This window comes from Paracoccus laeviglucosivorans (assembly GCF_900182695.1).
Lineage (GTDB): Bacteria > Pseudomonadota > Alphaproteobacteria > Rhodobacterales > Rhodobacteraceae > Paracoccus > Paracoccus laeviglucosivorans.
Map to the genome: position 1 here is coordinate 23,937 of NZ_FXTK01000007.1, position 12,502 is coordinate 36,438.

Below are 12,502 nucleotides of genomic sequence, written 5' to 3' on the forward strand. Positions count from 1 at the left end.
TATTTCACGGCAATTCCAGCTTTCCGACCAATGGAAGATCGTCGCTTGCATCCACCGTGTGACGTTCGATCATCCGATGCACAACCGGAGGTTTTTCGCCCCGGTGCAGCTTGTGCAATTCCTCATAGCTTTCGAAATCGGCCTTGGTGCGGCGCAGGTTGTGGCGCACGTATTCGTCCCATGTCGCGATGTGATAGCTTTCCGACCAAAGCTCGGGGTGCTCCAGATCGCGCAGCAGGGCCCAGTTCCGCGCCCCGTCGCGACGTCTGATTTCACGCCGCACCGCCATCAGGCGCAGGAATTCCGGCACGTCACTTTGATCGATCTTGTAGTCGATCATGATCATCAGCGGACCCGAGCGACCGCGCAGATCAATCTTCAGTTCCGGTTCGCGGAAGCGGTTCACCGGGTCCAGATCCAGCGTGCCGAATTCGGGCACACGCAGCCAATGTCCAAGGACGGTGCCCATGATCAGTGGCACTGCCGCACAGGCAAGCGCCGCGTCGATGCCGTAATCCGACGCGATCATGCCCCAGACCCAGCTGCCGATCGCCATTCCGCCGAATGTCGCGGTCTGATAAAGCGCCAAGGCGCGTGCCACGACCCAACGCGGCGTCGATAGCTGGACCGAGACGTTGAACAGCGACAGCGCCAGCACCCAGCTTGCACCCGCAGGCAGCATGGCCAGCGCGTGCAGCCAGACCGGCTCGGTGAAGGCCAGAACCAGCGCCGCCAAAGCAAAGCCGCAAAACGCGATGCGCACGATGTTTTCGTTGTCCAGCCTGTCGCGGATGCGTGGGTTGATGATCGCGCCCGAAATCGCGCCAAGGCCATAGCAACCCAGCAGCAGCCCGAACAACAGGGATCCCCCCTCGGGGTGGGATTTGGCGACCAGCGGCAGCAGCGCCAGAATCGCGATGGCCGAAAAGCCGAACAACGCCCCACGGGTCAGCACACGCACCAGATTGGGCGACAGCGCCACATATCGCAGCCCCGCGCCCACCGCCGACACGAACGGCTCGCGCGAGGTCAGCCGGGCCGGGGTCTTGGGATGCCAGCGCAGCAACGCGGCCAGCAGCGGGATATAGCTGCAGGCGTTGACAGCAAAGGCGGCCGCCGCCCCGAATGCCGCAGTGATGATACCGCCCGCCGCAGGTCCGACGCTGCGCATCAGGTTGAACCCGACCGAGTTCATGGTGACCGCTGCGGGCAAATCCTCACGCGGGACCAGATCGCCCATGCTGGCTTGCCAGGGCGGGTTGTATAGCGCCTGCCCGGTGCCGATCAGGAAGGTCAGCGACAAAAGCAACAGCGGCGTCATCCAGCCCTGCCATGTCAGGACGGCCAAAACCAGAGACACCGCAGCCATGAAGAACTGTGCGCCCAGCAGCAGCGTGCGGCGGTCGAAATTGTCCGCCAGTGCGCCCGATGCCAGCGCAAACAGCATGATCGGCAAGGTGTTCGATGCCTGCACCAATGCGATCAGCGTCGCGCTGTCGGTCAGCTGCGTCATCATCCACGCCGCGCCGACCGATTGCACCAACCCCCCGAAATTCGAGATCAGCGTGGCGGACCAAAGCAGCCGGAAATCAAGATGACGAAACGGGGCGAGGGCGCTTTTGCGGGCTGCTGCTGGCATGAATCTTCCACCAAGGCTCTTGGCGCCAACCTTAGGCAGGGTGCGGGGCAGGGGCAACCTCTGCCCGATTCACGGGCCATGCGGGCATATATTTCGGGCATTTGCAAAATGACCGAAGAAGCTTTTTAAAGTTGACACATTTCCGGTTAATCCTTGCGCGAATGGCCGAAACCGCGGCCATATTCGCAAATTCATTTCCGCATCATCCCGTATCATCCCGTAAATTCCGAATGAATAGGGGTGTCGCGGATGAAGATCGTTGTTCTTGGCGCAGGCGTTATCGGCGTCACCTCGGCCTGGTATCTGGCCAAGGCGGGGCATGAGGTGACGGTCATCGACCGCCAGACCGGACCCGCGCTGGAAACGAGCTTTGCCAATGCCGGAGAGATTTCTCCTGGCTATTCATCGCCTTGGGCGGCACCGGGCATTCCGCTGAAGGCGATGAAATGGATGTTCCAGCGCCATGCGCCACTGGTTTTGCAACCGCGTCTTGACCGACATCGGTTGGGCTGGCTGGCGCAGATGCTGGCAAACTGCACCCATGACGCCTATGCCGTGAACAAAAGCCGCATGGTGCGGATCGCGGAATACAGCCGCGACTGCCTTGGCACCCTGCGGGTAGAAACCGGCATCGAATATGATGAACGCACGCAGGGCACGCTGCAGGTGTTTCGCAAGCAGGAACAGCTGGACGGTGCGGGCAAGGACATCGAGGTGCTGCGCGCCGATGGCGTCCCGTTCGAGGTGCTGGACCGCGCGGGCTGCGTGGCCGCGGAACCGGGGCTGGCCGGATCCGCCGATCAGATCGTGGGCGGCCTGCGCCTGCCGGGCGACGAGACGGGCGATTGCTTCAAATTCACCGACCGGCTGGCCGAGATGGCCGCCGGTCTGGGCGTTGCCTTCCGCTGGGGTGTGACCGTGCAGGGGCTTGAGGTCGATGGAGGCCGCATCACCGCCGTCGTCACCGATCAGGGCCGCATCACCGCCGACCGCTATGTGCTGGCCATGGGGCCGCATTCGCCACAGCTGGTCCGGCATCTGGGCCTGAGGCTGCCGATCTATCCGCTGAAAGGCTATTCGCTGACCATTCCGATCGAGGATGAAAGCCGGGCCCCTGTTTCGACGGTGATGGATGAAACCTACAAGGTCGCGATTACCCGTCTGGGCGACCGCATCCGCGTGGGCGGTTTGGCCGAGATTGCAGGCTATGACCTAAGCCTGAATGATCGTCGCCGCGCGACGCTGGCGAAATCGGTGACGGATCTGTTCGGCGGTGCGGGTGATCCGGCCAAGGCCGCGTTCTGGACCGGCCTGCGCCCGATGACGCCCGATGGCACGCCCATCGTCGGGGCGACGCCGATTGCGAACCTGTTTCTGAACACTGGCCACGGCACGCTGGGCTGGACCATGGCTGCTGGCTCGGGCCGGGTGCTTGCCGATCTGATCTCGGGGCGCAGCCCGGACATCCAGTCCGACGATCTGGGATATGCCCGTTACATCAAAGGGGCCAAGGCGCGGCTTTCGCCCAAGCTGGAACCGGCGCGGGCTTAAGCCTTGCCGGACATGGGCTGTCCCCGACCGCTGGGGCAGGGGACAGCCGGGCGCTTCAGGCGCGCTGGATCAGCCGCAGGATGACCAGCAGGATCACCGCGCCGATGGTCGCAAAGATGATCGAGCCGAGGATCGGGCTGGCCATTCCCATGCCAAGACCCATGGCGGGGAACAGGAAACTGGCGATCAGGGCACCGACGATGCCCACGACGATATTGGTCAGCAGACCCTGACCGTGCCCTTTGACGATCATGCCGGCCAGCCAGCCGGCGATGGCGCCGATGATAAGCGTGATGATAAGTGCGGTTACGGTCATGGCGATCTCCTTTTGAAGTGCCGCGATGCGGGATCGCATCTGCTTGGACCTTGGTCGTAAAACCCGCTTTGGCGACGGCGGTTCCCCGCTTGCGCAAAAATCCCCGCGAAGCGCATATTTGCAAGCGAATCGGCAACAGGTGTCCAGCAAATCGCGCGTTCACAAAGGGTTGTCCTTGACGCCCGCGCTGCGCAAGGCGCTTCTGTAAGCATCCGAATCGTGGGGGCTGCTGCTCGGTCCCCGGTCCGATTTGTCGAAAACGAACCGCTGCCACGGTCGCCTGCGCCTGACTTGCGACCGCGTTACGAAGGGGAAAATCCGATGCGATTTGCTTCGCTGATGCTGGCGATGGGTCTGGGTCTTGCTGCCTGCTCGCCCACACCGCCCGCCTCCAACCCGCCGCCCGCCTCGGCCGATCTTGGGGTCTATGGTGCGCGCACCGATTCCGGCCCGAATGGCGAGCCGATCGAAATCCATGCCGTTCGCAAGGCCTATCTGAACGAACGCAACACGCGCCAGCGCGTGGCCTATAACGGGCCCGAAGACGTGGGGACGGTCATCGTCGATCCCTATGCCCGCTTCCTTTACCACGTCATCGCCCCCGGCGAAGCGATGCGTTACGGCGTGGCCGTGGGGCAAGCTGGCAAGAACTTCCAGGGCAATGCGACCATCAACCGCAAACAGGCCTGGCCCAGCTGGACGCCGACCGCCAATATGGTCCGCACCATGCCCGATCTGTATGGCCCGCTAAGAAACGGTCTGGCCGGTGGCGTCGATAACCCGCTGGGTTCGCGCGCGCTGTATCTTTACAAGGGTGGCCGCGACACGATGTATCGCATCCACGGCACGATGGACCCGTCCTCGGTCGGCAAGGCCACCTCGGCTGGCTGTATCCGCCTGTTCAACCAGGACATCATGGATCTGTTCAACGAAATCCCGAACGGCACCCGCGTCAAGGTCCGCACGCAGGCCGAAAGCCTGCAACTGGAAGGGCCGCTGGTCCAGACGCCCGATGGCTATCTGGAGCCCGCAGGCGGCACCGCAACGGTCGCCGCCCAGTAAGCCGCCGGATCGGCTGAACGAACAAAGATCATGCGCCCCGGCCATCCGCCGGGGCGTTTTCTTCTGGTGGCGCGCCTTTGGGCATGGCATTTTCGCCGCGCGCCGATGCAATTGACAGGAGCAGCGAAAATGGCCGTTCAACCCGACAAGACCTCTGCCGATCTGAACGGGATGATCGAACAGACCCAGCCCGCAGCACTTCGCCTGCTGGACGTCAGGGGGCTGAACGGATTGCTGCGCGATCTGCGTGCCATGAAGGCCAGCGAGCAGGAACTGGAAATGCAAAAGGTGCTGGCGCAGGCAATCCGCCGTGCCGCCGCCGAAAAGCGCAGCCGCCAGACCGCCGCCGCCCTGGCCGAAGCCAATGAGCCGGCAGCCACCATCGAGCCGGAACCCGCCCCGACCAAGGAAGACAAGGCCGAGGACAAGCGCCGCAAGGCCGCCGAAAAGGCCGAAAAGAAGCGCGTCAAAGAGGCCGAAAAGGCCGAACGCAAAGGCGCTGAGGCCGCCGAAAAGGCCGAACGCAAGGCCGCGCGACTGGCAGAAAAGCCCGCGAAAAAGCCCAAACCCGCCGCCAAGCCCGCCAAGCCCGGTGGCGACAAGACGCACTAAGGCGCAGCTTGCCCTTCAGGGCAGTTTCCAAGCCCGGACAATCTTGCTATCGGAAGGGCGTTGACCCTTCCGGGATTTACGATGCGCCGACTGGTTCTTGCCTTTCTTGCCGCGCTGGCCCCTGCAAGCGCCCCGGCTTACGAAGCGGTGGATGCGGTCCATGGCGTGGCGGCGCCCCGCGCCTCGGCCAAGACGCGCTGCACGGATGATGCGCGTTATTGTATCTCGGTTTCCAACTATGTTCCCGATGTCTGCGCGGCGATCGAACAGGCGGCATCCCATAATGGGCTGGACCCGCATTTCTTTGCCCGGCTTTTGTGGAAGGAAAGCCTGTTCGAGGCGGGTGCGGTCAGTCCGGTCGGTGCTATGGGCATCGCGCAGTTCATGCCGGGCACTGCCGAGATCGTCGGGCTGGACGATCCTTTCAATCCGGCCAAGGCCATCGCCGCCTCGGCCCGTTATCTGAAGCAGCTATCGGACGGGCTGGGCAATGTGGGCCTTGCCGCCGTCGCCTATAACGGCGGAGAAAACCGGGCGGCGCGTTTCATTGCGGATGGCGGCAATCTGCCTTGGGAGACACAGGATTACGTGCAGGCCATCACCGGCCTGACGGCATGGAACTGGCGCGACAAACCCGGATCCAGCCCCGATCTGCGGCTGGACAAGGAACGCCCGTTCCGCGCCGCCTGTGTCGAACTGGCCGGAAACCGAAAGCTGCGCGAGTTCAAGACGCCGGATCACGCATGGCCTTGGGGTGTGATTGTGGCCACCCATCCCAGCCAATCGGGCGTGACCAGTCAGGTGTCGCGCCTGAACAAGTCGCTGCGCCCGATTCTTGGCGGCAAAAGGGTCAGCTATGTGCGGCGCAAGGTCGGCGGCAGCGCGCGGCGCGTCTATACCGCGCAGATCGGCTATTCCTCGAAATCCGAGGCCTATGCATTCTGTTCGCGGCTGCGCAGCTTTGGCGGGCGCTGCATCGTTCTTAAGAACTGATGCGACACCGCCCGCGAGCAGCGCCGCATGGGTATTTGAAGAACTAAGAAGCTATGGGGTCCAGCGCACATGGCTGAGATCGTTGGCGGGCATGGGGGTGTTTTCCCACAGACCTTCGATCTGGGCCTTGGCGACCCCGGTTTTCGCAAGCTGGAACAGGAAGATATTGGTGTAGTCGTCGGCCAGCAGCTTTTGCGCCTGTTTCAGCAGCTCTGAGCGTTCAGCGGGCTGGGTCGCGGCATCGAGCTGGGCCATGACCTGATTGAACGCGGGGTTCTGGTATTTAAAGTAATAATCGGGCCGGGCATAGATGCCGAGATCCATCGGCTCGACATGGCTGATGATGGTCAGGTCGTAATCGGCATTCTGAAAGATCGGCCCCAGCCACTGCGCCCATTCGACATTGGTGATCTGCGTCTTGATGCCAACGGCGCGCAGCTGGGCCGCCACGATCTCGCCCCCGCGGCGGGCATAGGGCGGCGGCGGCAGCGCAAGGCGCAGGGTCAGGTCTGTCGCGCCGGCCTCGGCCAGCAGGCGTTTGGACAGTTCGGGATCGTAGTTCGATTGCGCGGTCAGGTCGATGTAATCGGGGTTGTGCGGCGGGAAATGCGAGCCGATGGGCGTGCCATAGCCGAACATCGCGCCGTCGATGATTTCCTGCCGGTTGATCGCATGGGCAATCGCCTGACGCACCTTGATATTGTCCAAGGGCGGGTGGGAATGGTTCATGGCGATGATCGTCTCGCCCTCGGTCGTGCCGACCAGCACCTTGAACCGGGGATCGACCTGAAGCTGGGGCAGGGTTTCAGGGGCGGGATAGATCGGGAAAGCATCGACATCGCCCGCCATCATCGCAGCGAAAGCCGCAGAGGGATCGGGGATGAAACGGAATGTCGCGGTCCTGAGCGCCGGTTTTTCGCCCCAATAGCCGTCATAGGCGGCCAGCGTGACGTGATCGCCCTGCACCCATTGCTGGAACCGGAACGGGCCAGTGCCGATGGGATGGGTCGCGATCTGGGGAATGTTGGCCTGATCCACGATCACCGCATCCCCCCATGCCATCTTGAAGGGAAAGCTGCCATCGGGGGCATTCAGCGTGACACGCACGGTCAGCGGATCGGGCGCCTGAACCGAGGCGATGCCTGCAAACAGCGATTTCTGCGCATTTGTGCTGTCTGGCGCGCGTGCCCGGTCCAGCGAAAAGATCACGTCTTGCGCGTCGAACGCGCTGCCATCGTGAAAGGTGACATCCGGGCGCAGGTGAAAGACATAGGTCTTGCCGTCGTCCTGCGCCTCCCAGCTTGCGGCCAGCCCCGGCAGCACGCTGCCGTCGGGGCCGATGCGGGTCAGGCCCTCGAAGATATTGGCATAGGTGATTTCATCTATCGCGGCTGCCGTGCCGCCGGTGGGGTCCAGCGATGGCGGTTCCAGCACCATGCCCAGCGTGATCTGGTCCTGCTGGGCGATGGCGGGGCCTGCAAGGCAGCCTGCCAGCGCCGCCGCCTGCATCAGTTTTGCAAACATCCGCGTCCTCCGGGGCATTCGGGGGTTCAGATTTCAGGCAATCGGCGCGCCGATCAAGCCCGCTTCTCGGTCAGTTCCTGGACAAAACCCGCGCAAAGCAGCCAGACCGAGGAGATCAGCAGGCCCCAGCGCGCGAAACTTTCGGGGTGGAAATCGACGATGACGGCCCAGACCGCGAACACCACCCAGGCGCCGCACATGGGCAGCGAAATCCAGCGCCAGCGTTCGGTGCGGACGGGGTGGACGAATTTCACATTGGTGAACATGGCGACGGTCAGCGCTACCACGATCAGCAGGATGACCCAGAAGCTGGGTTTCAGCGCGAACAGCACCAAAACGACCATGTTCCAGCAGGCCGGAAAGCCCGCAAAGGAATTGTCCTTGGTCTTCATCCGCGTGTCCGAGAAATAGATCACGCTGCCATAGGTGATGGCGATGATTGCGATCCAGCCGGTCCAGCCGGGCAGCAGCCCCGACATGAACAGCGCATAGGCCGGAATGAACACATAGGTCAGATAATCGATGATGAGATCCATCAGGATCCCGTCATAGGTCGGCCAGTTGACCTTGACCTGATAGCGACGGGCCAGCGGCCCATCGACGCCATCCACGATCAGCGCGATCACGAGCCATAGAAACATCTGCGACCATTCGGCATTCGCCGCTGCCAGCAGGGCAAGCATCGACAGGACCGCGCCGGTGGCGGTCAGAAGATGGACGGTCAAGGCTTTGAAACGCAGGGTCATGCCTCGGGTTCTGTCATCTAACGGTCTCAATCGCAAGTTTTCGGGCGCGTCTCGCAAGGAATTTCGCTGAACGCTGTGGTCTTGGGTCAGGCGACGAATTCTTCGGCAGCATAACCTTGCAGGTAAAGCAGCGCAGTCAGATCGCCGTGGTTGATCCGCACGCTGACCTGTTCGGCAACGACCGGCTTTGCGTGCAGCGCCACGCCCGTGCCCGCCAGTTGCAGCATTCCCAGATCATTCGCGCCGTCGCCCACGGCCAGCACATCGGCAGGCGTCAGCCCGCGCGCCGCGCTGATTTCGTTCAGCGCATCGACCTTCGCCTCGCGGCCCAGAACGGGCAGGGCGACATGGCCGGTCAGGACGCCCTGATCGGCCAGCAGCGTGTTGGCGCGGTGTTCGTCAAAACCCAGCGCCGTCGAGACCGGGCCGGTAAAGACCGTGAACCCGCCCGAGACCAGCGCCGCATAACCGCCCTGCGCCCGCATGGTCGCGACCAGCTGGCGACCACCTGCGGCCAGCGTGATGCGGCTGTCCAGCACTTGCTCGATCACCGATTCGGCCAGACCGGATAGCAGGCCGACGCGGGCGACCAGCGCTTCGTGGAAATTCAGTTCCCCGTTCATGGCCTGGGCGGTGATGGCAGCGACACGTTCGCCGACGCCCGCGAAATCGGCCAGTTCGTCGATGCATTCCTGATTGATCATGGTCGAATCCATGTCGGCCAGCAGGATCGACTTGCGGCGGCCCTGTGTGGGCTGGATCACCAGATCGAAACCCCTGGCCTGCAGATCGGCCCAGACCTGCCAGAAATCCGCGGGCTCGGCCTGAAGCGGGAATTCGGCGGCGATGCCGGGGGCCAGCTCGATCACATGGCCGCCATTCCAGCCCTGCCGCAGCGTTTCGATCAGCGAGGGCGCCAGATCGGCGCGGGTCGGGGCGGCAAGGATGGTAACGGTGAACATGGCGGCTCCTGCTGGGTTGGCGCAGGATTAGCCGTTGCGGGGCAGGGGTTCAATCGGGCGGATTTGTCCCGCGCGATTGTCGCAAACATGCCTTGCAAATTTCTCTTGCGGGAATCTGCGGCGGGCTTTATGGCGGTCAGCGGGACACGCCGCCCCAACGCGGCGCTATCTAGCTGGAAGGCTACACATAATGAGCATGACTGCTCCGGCTGCGCGCCCGGTCAATCCGCGCTTTTCTTCGGGCCCCTGTGCCAAGATCCCCCATTTTTCGCTGGACATGCTTGCTGATGCGCCCCTGGGCCGCTCGCATCGTGCTGCAGTGGGCAAGTCGAAACTTGCCGAAGCCATCGACCTGACGCGTGAAGTTCTTGGCGTGCCCGCCGATTACCGCATCGGCATCGTCCCCGCATCCGATACCGGCGCTGTCGAGATGGCGCTTTGGTCGCTGCTGGGTGCCCGCAAGGTCGAGATGCTGGCTTGGGAAAGCTTTGGCGAAGGCTGGGTCACGGATGTCGTGAAACAGCTGAAGCTGGACGCTGTGGTCCGCAAGGCCCCCTATGGCCAGATCGTTGATTTCGCGCAGGTCGATTTCGACAATGACGTGGTGTTCACGTGGAACGGCACCACCTCGGGCGTGCGCCTGCCCAATGGCGACGCGATCCCGGCGGACCGCGCCGGCCTGACCATCTGCGACGCGACCAGCGCGGCTTTTGCGATGGAACTGCCGTTTGACAAGCTGGATGTGGTGACCTTCAGCTGGCAGAAGGTGCTGGGTGGCGAAGGTGCGCATGGCATCCTGATCCTGTCGCCCCGCGCTGTCGAGCGGCTGGAGAGCTATACCCCCGCATGGCCGATGCCCAAGATTTTCCGCATGACCAAGGGCGGCAAACTGATCGAAGGTATCTTCAAGGGCGAGACGATCAACACCCCCTCGATGCTGTGCGTCGAAGATTATCTGGTCGCGCTGAAATGGGCGCAATCGCTGGGCGGGCGTCAGGCGCTGATCGCGCGAGCCGATGCCAATTCGGCTGCTGTGCGTGATTTCATCGCGGACAAGGACTGGATCGCCGATCTGGCCGAGGATCCGGCCACGGCCTCGACCACCTCGGTTTGCCTGAAGTTCACCGATGCCCGGATCAAGGACGGCGCGGCCTTCGCAAAGGCCGTCGCCAAGCGGCTGGAGAAGGAAGGCGTGGCGCTGGACGCCGGTGCCTATCGCGATGCGCCCGCCGGTCTGCGGATCTGGTGCGGTTCCACCGTCGAGGCATCTGATGTCGCAGCGCTGATGCCGTGGATCGAATACGCTTTCGAGGCCGAGCTGGCCGCGCAGGCCGTGGACGCCTGATTTTCCGGCCGGACCGGGGGCGCTGCCCCCGGACCCCCGGGGTATTTTTGGAACAGAGAAGACATGGACGTGGCCCCTTGGCCGCGCCGTCCCCGCATATCCAAAGGATTGAGAAATGCCCAAGGTTCTTGTTTCGGACAAGCTTTCGGAAACCGCCGTCCAGATCTTTCGTGATCGTGGCGTCGATGTGGATTACCTGCCGGATGTCGGCAAGGACAAGGAGAAGCTGGCCGAGATCATCGGGCAGTATGACGGCCTTGCCATCCGTTCGGCCAGCAAGGTGACCGAAAAGCTGCTGGAAAACGCGACCAATCTGAAAGTCATCGGTCGCGCCGGGATCGGTGTCGATAACGTGGATATTCCCGCCGCCTCGAAGAAAGGCGTGATCGTGATGAACACGCCTTTTGGCAACAGCGTCACCACCGCCGAGCACGCCATCGCGCTGATGTTCGCCGTGGCGCGTCAATTGCCCGAGGCCAGCGTTTCGACCCATGCCGGGAAGTGGGAAAAGAACCGCTTCATGGGTGTCGAGGTCTTCAACAAGACGCTGGGCATCATCGGCGCTGGCAATATCGGTTCGATCGTGATCGACCGGGCGCTGGGGTTGAAGATGAAGGTTCTGGCCTATGACCCCTTCCTGTCGGAAGAGCGTGCGGTCGAACTTGGCGTAAAGAAGGTCGAGTTGGACGAGATGCTGGCCAAGGCGGATTTCATCACCCTGCACGTGCCGCTGACCGACAAGACCAAGAACATCCTGTCGCGCGAAAACCTGCTGAAGACCAAGAAGGGCGTGCGCATCGTGAACGCTGCGCGCGGTGGTCTGATCGACGAAGCCGCGCTGGCCGAATTGCTGCAATCGGGCCATGTCGCGGGGGCCGCGCTGGACGTTTTCGCGACCGAGCCGGCGACCGAAAGCCCGTTGTTCGGGCTGCCCAACGTTGTCGTGACGCCGCATCTGGGTGCCTCGACCAACGAGGCGCAGGAGAACGTGGCGCTGCAGGTGGCCGAGCAGATGTCGGACTACCTGCTGACCGGCGCGGTGTCGAACGCGCTGAACATGCCCTCGGTCACCGCCGAGGAAGCTGCTGTCATGGGGCCGTGGATCAAGCTGGCAGGCCATCTGGGTGCGTTCATCGGCCAGATGACCGATGAGCCGATCAAGGCGATCAACGTGCTTTATGACGGCGTTGCCTCGGACATGAACCTGAAGGCGCTGAACGCTGCCGTGATCGCGGGCGTGATGAAGGCCACGAACCCGGACGTTAACATGGTATCGGCCCCCGTCATGGCGACAGAACGCGGCGTGCAGCAGGCCACCACGACTCAGGCCAAGACCGGCGTGTTCGACGGCTACGTCAAGGTCACCGTCGTCACCGACACGCGCGAGCGTTCGATTGCGGGCACGGTCTTCAGCGATGGCAAGCCGCGTTTCATCCAGATCCGTGGCATCAATGTCGATGCCGAGATTGGCGAGTATATGCTTTACACCCGCAACCGCGACGTGCCGGGCGTGATCGGCGCTTTGGGGATGACGCTGGGCGATCTGGGCGTGAACATTGCGAACTTTACGCTGGGCCGCACCAAATCTGGCGATGATGCCATCGCGATCCTGTATCTGGACGAAGAGCTGAAGCCCGAGGTGATCGAGGCGCTGAAAGCCACTGGCAAGTTCCTTCAGGTTCGCCCGATCAATTTCGAGGTCTGATCCTTGCACTTCCAAGCCCCCGGAGTGACACTCCGGGGGCTTTTTTC

Annotated in this window: 11 protein-coding genes; 6 read left to right on the forward strand and 5 right to left on the reverse strand. The window is 62.9% G+C overall.

What is annotated here, in order from left to right:
- Positions 1 to 4: 4 nt before the first annotated feature.
- Positions 5 to 1,639: an MFS transporter gene (locus tag FN835_RS09755; RefSeq protein WP_142663033.1), complete on the reverse strand. Its 1,635-nt coding sequence runs from the start codon at positions 1,637 to 1,639 to the stop codon at positions 5 to 7.
- 249 nt (positions 1,640 to 1,888) lie between these two features.
- On the opposite strand from FN835_RS09755, the gene FN835_RS09760 reads away from it, so the two are divergent.
- Positions 1,889 to 3,190: a D-amino acid dehydrogenase gene (locus FN835_RS09760; RefSeq protein ID WP_142663034.1), complete on the forward strand. Its 1,302-nt coding sequence runs from the start codon at positions 1,889 to 1,891 to the stop codon at positions 3,188 to 3,190.
- Between the two features lie 55 nt (positions 3,191 to 3,245).
- On the opposite strand, the gene FN835_RS09765 is transcribed toward FN835_RS09760, so the two are convergent.
- Positions 3,246 to 3,506 carry a GlsB/YeaQ/YmgE family stress response membrane protein gene (locus FN835_RS09765; protein WP_142663035.1) on the reverse strand — a complete coding sequence of 87 codons (261 nt, stop codon included), beginning with the start codon at positions 3,504 to 3,506 and terminating at the stop codon, positions 3,246 to 3,248.
- 321 nt (positions 3,507 to 3,827) lie between these two features.
- On the opposite strand from FN835_RS09765, the gene FN835_RS09770 reads away from it, so the two are divergent.
- The 3 genes from FN835_RS09770 (at position 3,828) to FN835_RS09780 (ending at position 6,173) form a co-directional block, all read left to right on the forward strand.
- Positions 3,828 to 4,568: a L,D-transpeptidase gene (locus tag FN835_RS09770; protein WP_185958641.1), complete on the forward strand. Its 741-nt coding sequence runs from the start codon at positions 3,828 to 3,830 to the stop codon at positions 4,566 to 4,568.
- Between the two features lie 129 nt (positions 4,569 to 4,697).
- Positions 4,698 to 5,180: a hypothetical protein gene (locus FN835_RS09775; protein ID WP_142663036.1), complete on the forward strand. Its 483-nt coding sequence runs from the start codon at positions 4,698 to 4,700 to the stop codon at positions 5,178 to 5,180.
- 81 nt (positions 5,181 to 5,261) lie between these two features.
- A complete protein-coding gene (locus FN835_RS09780; protein ID WP_142663037.1) occupies positions 5,262 to 6,173 on the forward strand; it encodes a lytic transglycosylase domain-containing protein in 912 nt (303 codons plus the stop codon).
- A gap of 51 nt (positions 6,174 to 6,224) precedes the next feature.
- Here FN835_RS09780 and FN835_RS09785 read toward each other — a convergent pair whose 3' ends face one another.
- The 3 genes from FN835_RS09785 to serB all read right to left on the reverse strand — a co-directional run bounded on the left by FN835_RS09785 (position 6,225) and on the right by serB (position 9,405).
- Positions 6,225 to 7,697, reverse strand: a complete 1,473-nt coding sequence (locus FN835_RS09785; RefSeq protein WP_142663038.1) for an ABC transporter substrate-binding protein — start codon at positions 7,695 to 7,697, stop codon at positions 6,225 to 6,227.
- Between the two features lie 53 nt (positions 7,698 to 7,750).
- On the reverse strand, positions 7,751 to 8,443 hold the full coding sequence (locus FN835_RS09790; RefSeq protein WP_142663039.1) for a CDP-alcohol phosphatidyltransferase family protein: 693 nt from the start codon (positions 8,441 to 8,443) through the stop codon (positions 7,751 to 7,753).
- An 86-nt stretch (positions 8,444 to 8,529) separates the two neighbouring features.
- The gene (gene serB / locus FN835_RS09795) at positions 8,530 to 9,405 is read right to left on the reverse strand and encodes a phosphoserine phosphatase SerB (RefSeq protein WP_142663040.1); all 876 of its coding nucleotides are present in this window, start codon (positions 9,403 to 9,405) and stop codon (positions 8,530 to 8,532) included.
- A 190-nt stretch (positions 9,406 to 9,595) separates the two neighbouring features.
- Between serB and FN835_RS09800 the strand changes: the two genes are divergently transcribed.
- On the forward strand, positions 9,596 to 10,750 hold the full coding sequence (locus tag FN835_RS09800; protein WP_142663041.1) for a phosphoserine transaminase: 1,155 nt from the start codon (positions 9,596 to 9,598) through the stop codon (positions 10,748 to 10,750).
- 115 nt (positions 10,751 to 10,865) lie between these two features.
- Positions 10,866 to 12,455 (forward strand): phosphoglycerate dehydrogenase, encoded by a 1,590-nt coding sequence (gene serA / locus FN835_RS09805; protein WP_142663042.1) that lies wholly within the window; start codon positions 10,866 to 10,868, stop codon positions 12,453 to 12,455.
- Positions 12,456 to 12,502 lie beyond the last annotated feature (47 nt).

Bases quoted from the DNA above. Each gene is read 5' to 3' on its own strand.
- FN835_RS09785 (WP_142663038.1), bottom strand. From the start codon at position 7,697: ATGTTTGCAAAACTGATGCAGGCGGCGGCGCTGGCAGGCTGCCTTGCA.
- FN835_RS09800 (WP_142663041.1), top strand. From the start codon at position 9,596: ATGAGCATGACTGCTCCGGCTGCGCGCCCGGTCAATCCGCGCTTTTCT.
- FN835_RS09770 (WP_185958641.1), top strand. From the start codon at position 3,828: ATGCGATTTGCTTCGCTGATGCTGGCGATGGGTCTGGGTCTTGCTGCC.
- FN835_RS09780 (WP_142663037.1), top strand. From the start codon at position 5,262: ATGCGCCGACTGGTTCTTGCCTTTCTTGCCGCGCTGGCCCCTGCAAGC.
- FN835_RS09790 (WP_142663039.1), bottom strand. From the start codon at position 8,443: ATGACCCTGCGTTTCAAAGCCTTGACCGTCCATCTTCTGACCGCCACC.
- FN835_RS09775 (WP_142663036.1), top strand. From the start codon at position 4,698: ATGGCCGTTCAACCCGACAAGACCTCTGCCGATCTGAACGGGATGATC.
- FN835_RS09765 (WP_142663035.1), bottom strand. From the start codon at position 3,506: ATGACCGTAACCGCACTTATCATCACGCTTATCATCGGCGCCATCGCC.
- FN835_RS09755 (WP_142663033.1), bottom strand. From the start codon at position 1,639: ATGCCAGCAGCAGCCCGCAAAAGCGCCCTCGCCCCGTTTCGTCATCTT.
- FN835_RS09760 (WP_142663034.1), top strand. From the start codon at position 1,889: ATGAAGATCGTTGTTCTTGGCGCAGGCGTTATCGGCGTCACCTCGGCC.
- serA (WP_142663042.1), top strand. From the start codon at position 10,866: ATGCCCAAGGTTCTTGTTTCGGACAAGCTTTCGGAAACCGCCGTCCAG.
- serB (WP_142663040.1), bottom strand. From the start codon at position 9,405: ATGTTCACCGTTACCATCCTTGCCGCCCCGACCCGCGCCGATCTGGCG.